Here is a 15,691-nt window from a genome sequence, read left to right on the forward strand (position 1 = left end):
TTTATTCGTCCCCTTGCTGATCCTTTGTTGAATCGGTTGTCGGTGTTCCTCGCTCCGCGTCTTTGCGCAAGGCTTCCGCCACTAAACGTGACATCCGGAGGCCTTCACCCAACGACGGATCATGAACAAAGCGCAGTTCAGGAATAATTCGCGCACGAACCCGTTTACCGAGTAGCGAGCGAACAAAGCCAGCCGCTTCGTTCAGGACTTTTAAAGCAGTTTTCACGTAATCTTCGTCATCATTCAAAAACGTGACATACACTTTGGTGTACGCCAAATCACGTGATACTTCGACTTCAGAAACCGTCACTAACGAGATGCGAGGATCTTTCAGTTCACGCTGCAGTATCTGCGCAATTTCCCGCTGATACTGCTGCCCAACCCGATCCGTACGACTGTAATCTCTGGCCATTAGAGGCTCCGTTCTACTTGAACTGTTTCAAACACTTCAATTTGGTCACCGACGCGAACGTCGTTATAGTTCTTCACGCCAATTCCACATTCCATGCCATGACGAACTTCTTGAACGTCATCTTTAAAGCGACGTAATGACTCTAGCTCACCTTCAAAGATCACCACGTTGTCACGTAACACGCGAATTGGAGCTGAGCGCTTCACGATACCTTCAACCACCATACAACCCGCAATCGCGCCAAGTTTTGGTGATTTAAAGACATCTCGAACTTCAGCCAAACCGATAATTTGTTGCTTAAACTCAGGCGCTAACATGCCGCCCATTGCCGCCTTCACTTCATCCAATAAGTCATAAATAACGCTGTAATAACGTAAATCAACAGACTCTTGGTCAATCAAGCGCTTGGCAGAGGCATCTGCACGCACGTTAAAGCCGATAATAATTGCGTTTGAGGCATTCGCGAGCGACGCATCGGTTTCAGTAATTCCACCCACGCCACTTCCGATAATATTCACTTTCACTTCATCGGTCGCCAAACTCATTAATGAGTCAGAGATGGCTTCGAGTGAACCTTGAACGTCGGACTTAAGAACAATATTGAGTTCTTTAACGTCGCCTTCTTGCATGTTAGCGAACATGTTCTCCAGTTTCGCTTTCTGCTGTTTCGCCAATTTCACTTCACGGTATTTGCCTTGACGGTAGTTTGCAACTTCCCGCGCTTTCCGCTCGTCTTTTACCGCTGTGGCTTCATCACCTGCTTGTGGAACCCCGGATAAACCAAGGATCTCAACTGGAATCGATGGACCTGCTTCTTCTACTTCACGCCCGGTTTCATCACGCATTGCACGAATCTTACCGTACTCAAGCCCACACAACACCACATCACCACGACGTAAGGTGCCTTCTTGGACTAAGATAGAGGCTACCGGACCACGGCCCCGGTCAAGTCGTGATTCAATCACGATACCACGCGCCATACCGCTGGCAACTGCTTTCAAATCTAACACTTCAGCTTGGAGCAACACTGCTTCAAGGAGGTCCTCAATGCCGTCACCGGTCCGTGCTGAAACAGGCACAAACATCACATCGCCACCCCACTCTTCTGGGATTACTTCGCGTTGTGCTAACTCGTTCTTAATGCGGTCCGGATCAGCTTCAGGCTTATCCATTTTGGTAATTGCAACCACAATTGGAACACCTGCTGCTTTGGCGTGTTGAATCGCCTCAATCGTTTGTGGCATCACACCATCGTCCGACGCGACCACTAGGATAACAATGTCCGTTGCTCCAGCACCACGCGCACGCATTGAGGTAAAGGCGGCGTGTCCTGGGGTATCTAGGAACGTAATCATGCCGTGATCGGTTTTCACGTGGTATGCACCAATATGCTGGGTAATCCCACCTGCTTCACCGGCCGCCACCTTCGCTTTCCGAATATGGTCAAGTAATGACGTTTTACCGTGGTCAACGTGACCCATCACCGTCACGACTGGTGCACGCGACACTAATTGTTGGTTCAGCTCTTCATCACGGTCCGCTAAAATTTCTTGTTCCAGCGCGTTTTCACTCACCAACACCACTTTATGACCCATTTCCTCAACCACCAGGGTTGCGGTCTCTTGGTCTAAAACTTGGTTGATGGTGACCATCTCACCCATTTTCATCATGGTTTTGATGACTTCGCTGGCTTTCACCGCCATACGGTTCGCTAATTCACCCACGGTGATCGTTTCGCCGAGGCGCACTTCACGCTCAACCGGCGCAGCAGGCTTGTTAAACCCATGCTGTAAGGTTGACCGTTTTGCACCTTTACGACGTTTCTCACGGCGCGGTGTATCATCACGCTCATCATCTTTATGGCGACGCTGCTTGCTTTGCTTACGTCGTGCACGGCGCTCTTCACCTTCATCCTGCTCGTCTTCTGCTTCACGCGCAGTTTGCGAGGTAGTGAAGTGAACTTCTTCTTGCTCGGCACGCTTCCGCTTGGCTTCTTCTTCCTGCCAACGGGCTTCATTTTCTTCTGCTAAACGACGTGCTTCTTCTGCTTGTCGTGCCGCTTCTGCTTCTGCTTTTTTCCGTGCTTCTTCTTCTTGAGCTTTGCGTAACCGCTCTGCTTCAACTTTTGCTTCGTCAGCCCGCTTGCGCTCTTCTGGGCTCATTGCCGCACGCTTTTCAGCTTCAGCTTTCGCCTTCGCTTGCTCTTTCTCTTTGCGAGCAGCTTCTTGCTTGGCTTTCTCTTCTGCTGCTTTTGCGGCCGCTTTGGCTTGCTCTGCAGCTGCTTTTTTCACTTCTTCTTCCTGACGTTTCAGTTCAGCGGCTAAGCGCTCCTGTTCCAAACGTTCTTGCTCCGCTTTTTGCTGCTCTTCCAGCACAGAACGTTTAACATAAGTGCGTTTTTTCCGTACTTCAACTTGCACGGATTTCGTCCGGCCTGCAGGGCCGCCACCAATACTTAACGTGCTCTTTTCTTTACGCTTTAACGTCATTTTGGCAGGTTCGCTAGGCGCAGCCCCACCCGTTGTTTTATTTAAATGAGCCAACAGTGTTTGTTTTTCCTGTTCATTGACACGGTCGCCTGGCTGCTTTTTAATGCCTGCTTCCGCAAACTGTTGCACCAAACGATCAACTGTCGTACCGACGTCTTGAGCTAGTTTATCCAGCGTTACTTCTTCCATAGTCTCTAGTACCCCCGTTGATCTATTCTTCGTTACCGAACCAGCAAATATTACGCGCTTGCATAATCAACTCACCTGCTCGTTCCGCAGTGAGCCCCTCGATATCGACGAGATCGTCGACGCCCTGCTCGGCTAAATCTTCTAATGAAATGACACCACGACTCGCTAATGCGTTGGCCAGTTGTAACTCCAGCCCTTCTAAATTCAGAAGGGACGCATCTGGCATCGCATTCTCTAACGACTCTTCGTTGGCCAGTGCTTGGGTCGTCAGAGCTGTTTTAGCTCGTGACCGAAGCTCTTCAACGATGTCTTCGTCCATGCCATCAATCTCTAACAGTTCCTCCATCGGAACATACGCAATTTCTTCCAAACTCGAGAAGCCTTCATCCACCAAAACAGTGGCAAAATCTGCATCGATATCGAGTTTAGAAGTAAATAAGTCTAATACTTTCTGTGCTTCCGCTTGGTTACGCTCGTTGAAGTCCGTCACCGACAGCACGTTAAGCTGCCAGCCCGTTAATTGACTCGCTAATCGAACGTTTTGTCCTGCTTTACCAATGGCTTGGGCTAGGTTCCCTTCTTCAACAGCAATGTCCATGGTGTGCGCATCTTCGTCAACAACAATGGATGCCACTTCGGCAGGAGCCATCGCATTAATCACAAACTGTGCTGGGTTATCATCCCACAAGACAATATCCACGCGCTCGCCACCCAGCTCACCGGATACAGCTTGCACTCGCGCACCACGCATTCCCACACAGGCACCGACCGGGTCAATCCGACGGTCATTGCTTTTTACTGCAATTTTCGCCCGTGAACCTGGATCACGAGCTGCACCACGGATTTCAATCAGTTCTTCGCCAATTTCTGGCACTTCAATGCGGAACAACTCAATCAGGAAATCAGGGTGAGTCCGGCTCACAAACAACTGGGCACCTCGTGCTTCAGGACGCACATCAAACAACAGTCCACGCACCCGATCACCTGCACGGAATGATTCCCGTGGTAATAAATCTTCGCGGTAAATAATCGCTTCAGCGTTATTGCCTAGGTCCAAAATCACATGTTCCCGATTAGCGCGTTTTACAATCCCGCTGACCAAGGTTCCCACATGCTCTTTGTACTCATCGACGACTTTCGCACGCTCGGCTTCCCGTACTTTCTGCACTATCACCTGCTTGGCAGTTTGCGTTGTGATACGGTCAAACTCGATAGACTCGATTTGCTCTTCAACATAATCGCCAGCTTGCACATTCGAATCTTCATACTGTGCGGCGGCAAGACTGATTTCGCGATAAGGATTTTCTAACGGCTGCTCACTATCATCGACCACTAACCAGCGGCGAAACGTATCGAACTCACCAGTCTGGCGATCAATGCTGACGCGAACATCAATATCACCGTCATATTTTTTCTTGGTGGCATGCGCAAGTGCAGACTCCAGCGCTTCAAATATCTTTTCTTTGGATACATCTTTTTCGTTGGAAACCGCTTCTGCTACTAATAAGATTTCTTTTGCCATTATCTTGCCTCGCCTACGCAATCCCTAGTTGAACTGAGGAACTAAATGAGCTTTTTTGATGGCTGAATGAGCGACTTTGAACGCCTCACCATCAATGTTGAATTCTATATAATCACCCTCAACCGCGGCAATTACACCTTTAAATTTGCGTTTACCTTGCTGCGCCATCGTTAATTCCACAGCCGCAACTTCACCTAAATAGAGCGCATACTGCTCGACTTTAAAGAAAGGCCGTTCCATTCCCGGCGAAGATACTTCAAGGTAGTACTCGCTATTAATCGGATCTTCGACATCTAAGATTGCGCTAACCTGATGACTCACATCGGCACAATCGTCGACCGTGACACCCTGTTCACTATCGATATAAACACGCAATGTTGAATGTTTACCAGCGCGCACAAATTCCACACCCCATAGGTCGAAATCCAGTGCTGCAACAGCTGGTTCTAACATGTCATATAAACGGTCTTCCATTCGAGCCAAGTTTGCTAACTCCTAAAACGAAAAAAGGGCGAAACCGCCCAGTGTTATTGACTGCCCACTCAAGCTTAGCGTCAATCCACCAAACTTGCCGCAGCAAAGGCCACATAGTAAAAAGCCCCGGACTGCTGCGGGGCTTTTAAAACACTGGACCCTTTTTGTTATTGGTTGCGGGGGCAGGATTTGAACCTACGACCTTCGGGTTATGAGCCCGACGAGCTACCAGACTGCTCCACCCCGCGTCCGAAAACGTATTGCTATTATACGGGTTTAAACTATTTACCGCAACCTAACTGGTTGCAAATTTGGTGCGGATGGCGGGACTTGAACCCGCACGCCGTTAAGCACTACCCCCTCAAGATAGCGTGTCTACCAATTCCACCACATCCGCTAAACTGACCGTGTCGTTCCGTGACGCTTAATTGCCGCCTGGGACGTCACTATTATTTGCTGGCACGTCCGGTACTTGATTAACCGGCACTTCGATGGCCTCAAACTTACTGCTTGAATCACCGGTGCCTACTGCCAAGTTACCGAGAACTAAGCAAAGAATGAAAAATACCACTGCTAAGGTCGCTGTCGTGCGGGTCAAAAAGTTTCCTGATCCGCTTGCGCCGAATACAGTATTTGATGCACCAGCGCCAAACGACGCTCCCATATCGGCTCCTTTACCTTGCTGAATCATAATGAATCCAATCAAGATAATGGCGACGATTAAGTAGGCAATCAATAAAATTTCTAACATAAATTAGTTACTCCGGGCTTGAGCCGCTGTGCAGATGCTAACAAACTGCTCCGCTTCCAAACTAGCACCGCCTATCAAACCACCATCAATATCTGCTTGCGCAAACAGAGCTTCGGCGTTTTCCGCTTTCACGCTGCCACCATACAAAATTCGTACTAGGCTTCCCGCTGGGCCGAATTTCTCAGTCAACCACTGACGAATAAACGCATGCACTTCTTGTGCTTGCTCGGGACTGGCGGTTTCACCTGTTCCAATCGCCCAAATGGGTTCGTAAGCGACGACTAACTGCTCACATTCCGTTAACTCGCTCAATGCTGCAGCTAACTGCGCACTGACCACTGCAAATGTTTCTTGCTGTTGCCGTTGGGCAGCACTTTCACCCACACAAAGGACGGCAGTCATGCCTTCTTGCGCAACAACTTGGCGAACCTTTGCGCCAATTCGAGCCTCGCTATCACCATAAAACTGGCGGCGTTCAGAGTGCCCTAGCAGAACAAAGCTGGCGCCAGCTTCCGCTAATAGCGTACAACTGTGCTCACCGGTGTGCGCACCGCTGGAATGTTCATTCACATCTTGCGCACCCAAATAAATCTGATCGTAAAACGCTGCTTCTTGCCAATGTCCCAGCAATACGGCGGGAGGGCAAACGACTACCTGTACGGCAGCAAATTCGGCAGCACTCTCACGGAGAGCTTTAGCCATGTTCGTGACCAAATTACGGTCACCGTTCATTTTCCAGTTAGCGATAACTAACGGTTGGCGTTGCATCATCACCTCGACTTCATTGAGAGCGGCGAGATATTACATAACCTCGCCGCAACTTACAAGCTGTGAATGTGGATTTTCTGCGCGATTGATTAATTACTAGCCGCTTCGACTTCTTGCGCAATTTCTTCGGCGAATTTTTGCACCACCGCACCATCTTGGCCTTCAACCATCACTCGAATCAGGGGTTCAGTTCCTGATTTCCGTAACAACACTCGGCCTTGGCGACCTAGTGCTGATTCCACCTCTTTCACCACCGATTTGACGTTGTCAGCAGCGAGTGGATCTGTTCCTGCGGTGAAACGGACGTTCACCAGCGCTTGCGGATACTTTTCAAACTGCGCCAATAATTCGTCAAGCGTGCGCCCTTCGCGCTGCATTGCGGTAAGCACTTGCAAACCTGCAATGATGCCATCACCGGTACTATGGAACTGACGGTTAATAATATGACCTGAGTTTTCTCCACCAATCCGCCAATCCCGCTTTACCAGTTCTTCCATCACATAACGGTCACCAACTTTTGCACGGACAAACGGAATACGACGATCGGTAAAGAACTTCTCCAGCGCAAAGTTACTCATCAGGGTGCCGACAATCCCACCCTGCAATAAGCCATCTTGCTGAGCTGCACGCGCCAAGATATAAATGATATCGTCACCATCGACAATGCGTCCGCTGGCGGTAACCATCATAATACGGTCACCATCGCCATCGAGTGCGAACCCAAGGTCGGCTTTGTGAGCAAGCACTTGCTCGCGAACGGTGGCTAAGTGGGTGGCGCCACATTTTTCGTTAATATTGATGCCATTGGGTTCAGTGCCGATTTCCCAAATATCCGCACCAAGTTCTTTCAGCACATCGGGGGCAATGTGGTAAGTCGCCCCATGGGCGCAATCGACCACGATTTTTAATCCCTTCAACGATAAGTCGGAAGGAAACACGCTTTTACAAAACTCGATATAACGGCCCGGCGCATCATGGATACGCGTCGCCCGCCCCATGTCTTCTGAAGGCACGCAGCGAATCGGTTCATCCAGTAACCGTTCAATTGCCGCTTCCACGTCATCCGGTAACTTACTGCCTTCGTCGGAGAAGAATTTAATCCCATTATCGTAATACGGGTTGTGGGAGGCGCTAATCACAATGCCTGCTGCGGCACGGAAGTTGCGGGTTAAATATGCCACTGCTGGCGTTGGCATCGGGCCTAAGAACTCAACGCTGACACCGGCAGATAACAGCCCTGCTTCTAACGCTGATTCCAACATATATCCCGATAATCGCGTGTCTTTACCCATCAACACCCGATGATTCCCATTGGCTGACAGCACGGTTCCTGCTGCCCAACCTAACTTCACTGCAAAGTCGGGGGTGATCGGATAATCCCCAACCCGTCCACGCACCCCATCGGTGCCAAAATATTTACGCTGACTCAAGCGAATTCTCCCGCCAAGGTTGCTGCTACTACTTTCATTGCATCAACCGTTTCCTTGACATCATGCACACGAATAATCTGTGCTCCTTTCAGAGCCGCTATGGTTGCGGCCGCTAAACTACCAGCGAGTCGTTCGGTAACCGCTCGCCCAGTAACTTGGCCAATCATTGATTTTCGTGACATCCCTATCAGTAACGGTAATTCCAATTGATGAAATTCTTGCAGGTGATGCAGTAACTGATAATTGTGTTCAACTGATTTACCAAACCCAAAACCCGGGTCCAAGTAAATGTTATCTTTTTGTATTCCCGATTGTACACAAATTTGTACCCGATCGGCTAAAAATTTTTTAACGTCGGTGACCACATGCTGATAATTGGGTTCATGTTGCATGGTTCGTGGTTCACCCTGCATATGCATCAAACATACCTTAGCACCGGCCGCGGCCACGACTTCCACCGCGCCTTTATCACGTAGTGCATTGATGTCGTTAATCATCTGCTCATTTAACTTGAGCACTTCGGCCATCACTGCTGTTTTACAGGTATCCACCGAAATCGGAATATCAAAGTTCGCCTGCACCCGCTCAATCACCGGGACAATTCGTGCCAGTTCTTCATCCGCCGACACGCCATCACTCCCCGGCCGCGTGGATTCGCCCCCGATATCAAGCCAAGCCGCGCCATCGCTAATCATTTTTTCTGCTTGATAAAGCGCTTGGTCAATACGGTTGTGACGACCACCATCTGAAAAAGAATCCGGGGTGACATTAAGAATGCCCATTACTTGTATAGCTGAAGGCTCTATTTTCATTCGCTCTTACCTGTGCTGATTTCGCTTAACTCTAACAAAAAGCCCCGATGAACGGGGCTTTTTAACACGAAGCTAACTATCTAACTCGCAGGGCTATCGCCAGCAGGCGTAGTGGTTGAAACCGGCTGGGTCGGTTGTTTTGGCTGCTGTTTACCTGAATCCGAAGGTGGATTATCACGTTGCTGCCAGTCACGCGGTTCACGTACTGCCCGACGATTCATCAAGTCATCAATTTGATCCGCATCCAAGGTTTCATACTTCATCAAAGCATCTTTCATAGAGTGCAGAATGTCGATGTTTTCTTCCAAAATACGCTTCGCACGATCATAGTTACGATCAATAAAGCTTTTAATTTCTTGATCGATCGCACGAGCGGTTTCATCCGACATATGCTTGTGCTGAGTCACCGAACGACCAAGGAACACTTCGCCTTCATCATCCGCATACAGCAAGGGTCCCATTTTGTCAGAAAGCCCCCATTGGGTCACCATTTTACGTGCAATTTGAGTGGCACGCTCAATGTCATTCGACGCACCAGTGGTGACCTTATCATTACCATAGATCAGCTGTTCCGCAATACGACCACCGAACAAGCTTGAAATCATACTTTCTAAGTGTTGTTTCGTATGGCTGACACGATCTTGCTCAGGCAAGTACATGGTCACCCCTAACGCACGCCCCCGAGGAATAATCGAGACCTTATAAACCGGATCATGTTCCGGCACCAGGCGCCCGACAATTGCGTGACCCGCTTCATGATATGCAGTCATCGCTTTTTCTTCTTCGGTCATGACCAACGAGCGGCGCTCGGTGCCCATCAAGATTTTATCTTTTGCTTGCTCAAACTCTTCCATCGCGACCACTTTTTTATTGGTACGCGCGGCAAACAACGCAGCTTCGTTCACTAAGTTAGCCAAATCCGCTCCTGAGAAGCCCGGTGTTCCTCGAGCAATCACTGACGGATCCACGTCATTCCCTAATGGAACTTTACGCATATGGACTCGCAAAATTTGCTCACGACCACGGACATCAGGCAAACCGACGACCACTTGGCGGTCAAAGCGACCTGGGCGTAACAAAGCGGGGTCTAACACATCGGGACGGTTGGTTGCGGCAATCACGATAATGCCTTCATTGCCTTCAAACCCATCCATTTCAACCAACATCTGGTTCAATGTTTGCTCACGCTCGTCATGGCCACCGCCTAAGCCGGCGCCCCGCTGACGACCAACTGCATCAATCTCGTCAATAAAGATGATGCATGGCGCTGCCTTTTTCGCTTGTTCAAACATATCACGAACGCGTGAGGCACCCACCCCAACAAACATTTCAACGAAGTCTGAACCTGAAATTGAGAAAAACGGAACCCGCGCTTCCCCAGCAATAGCTTTCGCTAATAAGGTTTTACCTGTTCCCGGTGGACCTACCATGAGGACACCCTTCGGAATCTTTCCGCCCAGGTTCTGGAATTTGCTCGGATCACGCAAGTATTCGACCAGCTCACTGACTTCTTCTTTCGCTTCGTCACAGCCAGCCACATCCGCGAAGGTGGTTTTAATTTGGTCTTCGCTCATCAACCGCGCTTTGCTCTTACCGAACGACATAGCCCCACGGCCACCACCGCCCTGCATTTGACGCATGAAGAATATCCACACACCAATTAACAGCAGCATCGGGAACCATGAGATAAAAATCTGGGCGAGGATACTCGGTTCTTCTGGTAATTTACCGCGCACCACCACGTTATTTTCAATCAAGTCATCCAGCAACTTAGGATCATGCTGCGTTGGCACCACAGTGGTAAATTGTTCACCGCTGCGTGATTGGGCAGTAATGACACGGCCGTCAATATCGACTGAACGAACGCCGCCATTATGCACTTGATTAATAAACTGACTGTACGCCACCTGTTGGTTCGCTGCGCCACTTTGACTGAAGTTATTAAATACAGTCATAAGGACAACGGCGATGACCAGCCATAAAATGAGATTTTTTGCCATATCGCTCAAAGCTGACTACCTCTTGTTTGCATTTGTAGCTCGTTCTAGAGTACTACACTTTGTAACCTGTCGCCACCAAATAGACTTCCCGCGATCGTGCTCGGGAGGAATCTGGTTTACGTGTTTTTACTGTGGTAAATGCGGCGCGTACATTTTTCAAAAACGCTTCAAACCCTTCGCCATGGAATACTTTGACGACAAAACTGCCATTTGGTTTCAATACCTGATGACACATATCCAACGCCAACTCAACCAGATACATGGCTCGCGGCTGATCAACGTTATCATTACCGCTCATATTTGGTGCCATATCTGACAACACCACATCCACATTTTTACCGCCAATCCGGGTCAATAATGCATCCAAAACAGCTTCTTCGCGGAAGTCACCCTGTAAGAAATCTACGCCAGCGATTGGGTCCATCGGTAAAATATCACAAGCGATGACTTGGCAATTGCCGTGCAAGGCATCCACCACGTATTGGGACCAGCCACCGGGTGCCGCGCCAAGATCAACCACAGTTTGCCCTTGCTTCAGAATTCGATCTTTCTGCTGAATCTCTTCCAGCTTGAAAACCGCGCGCGAGCGTAGCCCTTTGCGCTGTGCCTGTTGAACGTAGTGATCGTTAAAGTGTTCTTGCAGCCAACGTTTACTACTGGCCGATCGTTTTTTCGTCATGTTTTACTCACCAAACTGGCTTCTAATAGGGAGATGGCGTTACAATAAGGAAATTTCAAGTGTTTTGATGGGATATATATTACATGGCAACAGCCGTAACCTTAAGCAATAAACAAAAACAGTATTTAAAAGGATTAGCGCACCCTCTGAAACCAGTGGTGTTGCTCGGTGCCAATGGCCTCACTGAAGGGGTCATGGCAGAAATCGAGTTGGCGTTAACCCATCACGAGCTTATTAAAATCAAGGTGCCTGAAGAAGAGCGTGAATTGCGCGAGCAAATCTATGCCACTATTCTCGCCCATACTGAGGCCACTAAAGTACAAGTTGTCGGTAAAGTCCTCACCTTGTATCGCCCCAGCCCTGCCGCGAAAATTCAGCTACCACGTCGTTAAGCCGACTGAGCCACGAACAAAAACAGCGCGACCAAGTCGCGCTGTTTCTTTAAGAGGAACACCTGTTCGTTAAGTTACAGGTATTCCACCTTCACCACTTCGTACACCACTTCACCATTAGGCGTTTGTACAACCGCGGCATCATCCACTTGCTTCCCAATCATGGCACGCGCAATGGGTGAGTTAACCGAAATCAAATTCGATTTAATATCTGCTTCATCATCGCCCACGATACGATAGGTGACTTCTTTGTCCGTCGCTGTGTTATACAACGTCACAGTCGCCCCAAAAATCACTTTGCCGTGATTTGGGATTTGCGTCACATCAATGATCTGTGCATGGGACAACTTTGCTTCAATTTCTTGAATACGCCCCTCACAAAAGCCTTGTTGCTCACGCGCTGCATGGTATTCTGCATTTTCTTTTAAATCGCCGTGTTCACGTGCTTCCGCAATCGCTTGGATAATGCGTGGACGCTCCACTGATTTTAACCGCTGCAATTCCTCTCGCAGTAACTCAGCACCGCGAGCTGTCATTGGAATCTGGTTCATTGCTCTAAAACCCTTTTATGCAAAGATTGAAGTGAATTCACTCGCGCTCGGTCATCCGCTGAATTGGCTTTAACCGTCGCAAACGCTGCATTTAACGTGGTGGTGTAAGTCACTTTATTCAAGAGGGCCTCACGACGGATATAGACTGAGTCTTCAATCGCTTGACGGCCTTCGACGGTGTTAATGATGTAGCTGTATTCACCATTTTTTACCGCGTCGACAATATTAGGACGCCCTTCTTGCAATTTATTTACCACAGAACAGGCAAACCCGGCATCGTTCAGCAAGGTGGCCGTACCACGGGTCGCTTCCAAAGTGAAACCTAATTCGACCAAGCCTCGCGCTAATTCAGGCAAACGCTCTTTGTCACTATCACGCACTGACAAGAGTGCTTTACCTGCTTTCGCAAGTGCTTCTCCGGCGCCTAAGTTCGCTTTTGCATAGGCTTCTTCGAAGGTTTCCCCAACGCCCATAACTTCCCCCGTAGAACGCATTTCTGGTCCACGGATAGGATCCACTCCTTGGAATTTTGCAAATGGAATAACGACTTCTTTCACTGAGTAATAAGGTGGTATCACCTCTTCAGTGTAACCTTGTTGCGCAAGTGATTGGCCTACCATAACACGTGCTGCAATTTTTGCTAGTGGCACCCCAGTCGCTTTCGAGACGAACGGAACAGTACGCGCAGCTCGTGGGTTCACCTCAATCAGGAAAATATTGTCACCCTGTAAGGCAAATTGGGCGTTCATTAACCCGTTAACTCCCAATTCAAACGCCAGTTTACGCATTTGCTCGCGCAATTGGTCTTGAATCTCTGGGCTAAGTGAGTACGGCGGCAACGAACAGGCTGAGTCACCGGAGTGGACGCCTGCTTGTTCAATGTGCTGCATAATGCCACCAATAAGGACTTCCGCGCCATCACACACCGCATCCACATCCACTTCAATCGCATTATCTAAGAAGCGATCCAACAGAACGGGGGCTGAGTTTGATACTTTAACAGCATCGGTCAAATAGCGGGTTAAATCCACTTCGTCGTACACGATTTCCATCGCCCGACCGCCCAATACATAAGACGGCCGTACCACCAAGGGGTAACCAATACGCTCAGCTTCACGTAACGCTTCATCAACTTTCGTGACGGTTGCGTTTTCTGGTTGCTGTAAGCCCAAACGACGCACCGCACTCTGGAACCGTTCGCGGTCTTCCGCGCGGTCGATGGCGTCAGGTGATGTGCCGATAATCGGCACCCCATTCGCTTCCAGTTCACGCGCCAGTTTCAACGGGGTTTGTCCACCATACTGAACAATCACGCCTTTCGGACGTTCTACCCGAACAATCTCTAACACATCTTCCAGCGTAATCGGCTCAAAGTATAAGCGATCAGAGGTATCGTAGTCGGTCGAAACTGTTTCTGGGTTACAGTTCACCATGATGGTTTCATAACCATCTTCACGCAGCGCTAGCGAGGCATGAACACAGCAGTAGTCAAACTCGATCCCTTGCCCAATTCGGTTGGGACCGCCACCAATGACCATAATTTTTTCTCGATCACTCGGTGCTGCTTCACACTCTTCATCGTACGTTGAGTACATGTATGCGGTATCTGAATGGAACTCTGCCGCGCACGTATCCACCCGTTTGTAGACAGGGTGAATTCCTAACTCATGACGGCGACGACGGACTTCGGCTTCAGCCACATCCAATAAATCGGCAATCCGCTTATCAGCGAACCCTTTACGCTTTAACAGGCGCATGGTGCGGCCATCTAAACCTGCCATTCCCAATTGCTGAATTTCTTCTTCTAAAGTGACAATTTCTTCAATTTGAATCAAATACCACTCATCGATTCGAGTTAATTCGAATACTTCTCGAACCGTCATACCTAAGCGAAATGCATCCGCAATATAGAAAATTCGTTCTGCACCTGGCTCTTTCAATTCACGAATGACTTTGCCACGAGCTTCAGGATCATCGAGGTCGACCATAGGATCGAAGCCTGACACCCCAATTTCCAAACCACGCAAGGCCTTTTGCAATGACTCTTGCTGATTTCGGCCAATTGCCATCACTTCACCCACCGATTTCATCTGGGTGGTTAAGCGATCATTACAACCGGGGAATTTTTCAAAGTTGAACCGTGGAATTTTCGTTACCACGTAATCCAGCGCAGGTTCAAAAGAGGCCGGTGTTGCGCCTCCGGTGATCTCGTTAGCCAGTTCATCCAGGGTATAACCCACCGCCAATTTCGCTGCAATTTTTGCAATCGGGAAGCCCGTCGCTTTCGACGCGAGTGCTGATGAACGAGACACCCGAGGGTTCATCTCTATGATCACCATACGACCCGTATCTGGGCACACCCCAAACTGTACGTTCGAACCACCGGTTTCCACGCCAATTTCACGCAATACCGCCATTGCTGCATCACGCATCAATTGATATTCACGGTCAGTCAAGGTTTGCGCAGGTGCAACGGTAATCGAGTCACCCGTATGAATGCCCATCGGATCAAAGTTTTCGATGGTACAAACAATAATGCAGTTATCATTGCGGTCACGCACCACTTCCATTTCATACTCTTTCCAGCCGATTAATGACTGGTCAATGAGCAGCTCTTTGGTGGGCGACAAATCAAGACCACGACGACAGATTTCTTCAAATTCTTCACGGTTATAGGCAATTCCGCCCCCGGTTCCACCCATGGTAAAACTTGGGCGAATAATCAGTGGAAAGCCAAACTCTTCTTGAATCGCATAGGCTTCCGCTAGGTTATGTGCAATTTTTGCGTTCGGGGTTTCTAAACCAATTGCTTTCATCGCTTTATCAAAGCGACTGCGGTCCTCTGCCTTATCGATAGCATCCGCATTGGCACCAATCATTTCTACGCCATATTTGGCTAACACACCTTGACGGTCCAATTCCAACGCACAGTTCAGCGCAGTTTGCCCGCCCATGGTAGGGAGGACGGCATCGGGACGCTCAACCTCAATAATTTTTGCCACCACTTCCCAATGGATGGGCTCGATATAGGTGACGTCGGCCATTTCTGGGTCCGTCATAATGGTGGCAGGGTTGGAGTTTACCAAAATCACCCGGTAACCTTCTTCACGCAGTGCCTTACAGGCTTGTGCGCCGGAATAGTCGAACTCACAGGCTTGGCCGATAACAATCGGACCCGCACCTAAAATGAGAATACTTTTTATATCGGTACGTTTTGGCATA

13 protein-coding genes and 2 tRNA genes are annotated in these 15,691 nt (G+C 49.1%); 1 reads left to right on the top strand and 14 read right to left on the bottom strand.

All coding sequences use genetic code 11. The features are described 5' to 3' along the window. Position 1: 1 nt before the first annotated feature. The 12 genes from rbfA to rlmE form a co-directional block, all read right to left on the bottom strand. A complete protein-coding gene (gene rbfA / locus BLP64_RS08800; protein WP_092593697.1) occupies positions 2–412 on the bottom strand; it encodes a 30S ribosome-binding factor RbfA in 411 nt (136 codons plus the stop codon). Next, positions 412–3,090, bottom strand: coding sequence for a translation initiation factor IF-2 (infB, locus tag BLP64_RS08805; protein ID WP_092593698.1), 2,679 nt, complete (start codon positions 3,088–3,090; stop codon positions 412–414). Before infB ends, rbfA begins: the two co-directional genes overlap by 1 nt. Positions 3,091–3,112: 22 nt before the next feature. Next, on the bottom strand, positions 3,113–4,612 hold the full coding sequence (gene nusA, locus BLP64_RS08810) for a transcription termination factor NusA (RefSeq protein ID WP_092593699.1): 1,500 nt from the start codon (positions 4,610–4,612) through the stop codon (positions 3,113–3,115). Positions 4,613–4,636: 24 nt separating this feature from the next. Continuing rightward, positions 4,637–5,095 (bottom strand): ribosome maturation factor RimP, encoded by a 459-nt coding sequence (rimP, locus tag BLP64_RS08815; RefSeq protein ID WP_092593700.1) that lies wholly within the window; start codon positions 5,093–5,095, stop codon positions 4,637–4,639. 162 nt (positions 5,096–5,257) lie between these two features. Further along, positions 5,258–5,334: transfer RNA gene (locus BLP64_RS08820), tRNA-Met, on the bottom strand. 64 nt (positions 5,335–5,398) lie between these two features. Further along, a tRNA-Leu gene (locus BLP64_RS08825) sits at positions 5,399–5,483 on the bottom strand. Positions 5,484–5,510: 27 nt separating this feature from the next. Beyond that, positions 5,511–5,837 carry a preprotein translocase subunit SecG gene (gene secG / locus BLP64_RS08830; RefSeq protein WP_092593701.1) on the bottom strand — a complete coding sequence of 109 codons (327 nt, stop codon included), beginning with the start codon at positions 5,835–5,837 and terminating at the stop codon, positions 5,511–5,513. Positions 5,838–5,840: 3 nt separating this feature from the next. Beyond that, positions 5,841–6,605, bottom strand: a complete 765-nt coding sequence (gene tpiA, locus BLP64_RS08835) for a triose-phosphate isomerase (protein ID WP_092593748.1) — start codon at positions 6,603–6,605, stop codon at positions 5,841–5,843. 89 nt (positions 6,606–6,694) lie between these two features. Beyond that, positions 6,695–8,035: a phosphoglucosamine mutase gene (gene glmM, locus BLP64_RS08840; protein ID WP_092593702.1), complete on the bottom strand. Its 1,341-nt coding sequence runs from the start codon at positions 8,033–8,035 to the stop codon at positions 6,695–6,697. Further along, the gene (gene folP, locus BLP64_RS08845; protein ID WP_092593703.1) at positions 8,032–8,847 is read right to left on the bottom strand and encodes a dihydropteroate synthase; all 816 of its coding nucleotides are present in this window, start codon (positions 8,845–8,847) and stop codon (positions 8,032–8,034) included. Before folP ends, glmM begins: the two co-directional genes overlap by 4 nt. A gap of 80 nt (positions 8,848–8,927) precedes the next feature. Then, positions 8,928–10,856 (bottom strand): ATP-dependent zinc metalloprotease FtsH, encoded by a 1,929-nt coding sequence (gene ftsH / locus BLP64_RS08850; protein ID WP_092593704.1) that lies wholly within the window; start codon positions 10,854–10,856, stop codon positions 8,928–8,930. A 43-nt stretch (positions 10,857–10,899) separates the two neighbouring features. After that, positions 10,900–11,526, bottom strand: coding sequence for a 23S rRNA (uridine(2552)-2'-O)-methyltransferase RlmE (rlmE, locus tag BLP64_RS08855; protein WP_092593705.1), 627 nt, complete (start codon positions 11,524–11,526; stop codon positions 10,900–10,902). Between the two features lie 83 nt (positions 11,527–11,609). Here rlmE and yhbY point away from each other — a divergent pair, with 83 nt between their 5' ends. Then, positions 11,610–11,918 carry a ribosome assembly RNA-binding protein YhbY gene (yhbY, locus tag BLP64_RS08860; protein WP_092593706.1) on the top strand — a complete coding sequence of 103 codons (309 nt, stop codon included), beginning with the start codon at positions 11,610–11,612 and terminating at the stop codon, positions 11,916–11,918. A 74-nt stretch (positions 11,919–11,992) separates the two neighbouring features. On the opposite strand, the gene greA is transcribed toward yhbY, so the two are convergent. Beyond that, the gene (gene greA, locus BLP64_RS08865) at positions 11,993–12,469 is read right to left on the bottom strand and encodes a transcription elongation factor GreA (protein WP_092593707.1); all 477 of its coding nucleotides are present in this window, start codon (positions 12,467–12,469) and stop codon (positions 11,993–11,995) included. Continuing rightward, positions 12,466–15,690, bottom strand: coding sequence for a carbamoyl-phosphate synthase large subunit (carB, locus tag BLP64_RS08870; RefSeq protein ID WP_092593708.1), 3,225 nt, complete (start codon positions 15,688–15,690; stop codon positions 12,466–12,468). The genes greA and carB overlap by 4 nt, the downstream gene beginning before the upstream one ends. Between the last annotated feature and the right edge of the window lies 1 nt (position 15,691).

This window comes from Pseudidiomarina indica (assembly GCF_900104245.1).
Lineage (GTDB): Bacteria > Pseudomonadota > Gammaproteobacteria > Enterobacterales > Alteromonadaceae > Pseudidiomarina > Pseudidiomarina indica.

Coding starts and splice junctions, on each gene's coding strand:
- rbfA (WP_092593697.1), bottom strand. CDS start 412: ATGGCCAGAGATTACAGTCGTACGGATCGGGTTGGGCAGCAGTATCAG.
- infB (WP_092593698.1), bottom strand. CDS start 3,090: ATGGAAGAAGTAACGCTGGATAAACTAGCTCAAGACGTCGGTACGACA.
- nusA (WP_092593699.1), bottom strand. CDS start 4,612: ATGGCAAAAGAAATCTTATTAGTAGCAGAAGCGGTTTCCAACGAAAAA.
- secG (WP_092593701.1), bottom strand. CDS start 5,837: ATGTTAGAAATTTTATTGATTGCCTACTTAATCGTCGCCATTATCTTG.
- tpiA (WP_092593748.1), bottom strand. CDS start 6,605: ATGCAACGCCAACCGTTAGTTATCGCTAACTGGAAAATGAACGGTGAC.
- folP (WP_092593703.1), bottom strand. CDS start 8,847: ATGAAAATAGAGCCTTCAGCTATACAAGTAATGGGCATTCTTAATGTC.
- rlmE (WP_092593705.1), bottom strand. CDS start 11,526: ATGACGAAAAAACGATCGGCCAGTAGTAAACGTTGGCTGCAAGAACAC.
- yhbY (WP_092593706.1), top strand. CDS start 11,610: ATGGCAACAGCCGTAACCTTAAGCAATAAACAAAAACAGTATTTAAAA.
- greA (WP_092593707.1), bottom strand. CDS start 12,469: ATGAACCAGATTCCAATGACAGCTCGCGGTGCTGAGTTACTGCGAGAG.
- carB (WP_092593708.1), bottom strand. CDS start 15,690: ATGCCAAAACGTACCGATATAAAAAGTATTCTCATTTTAGGTGCGGGT.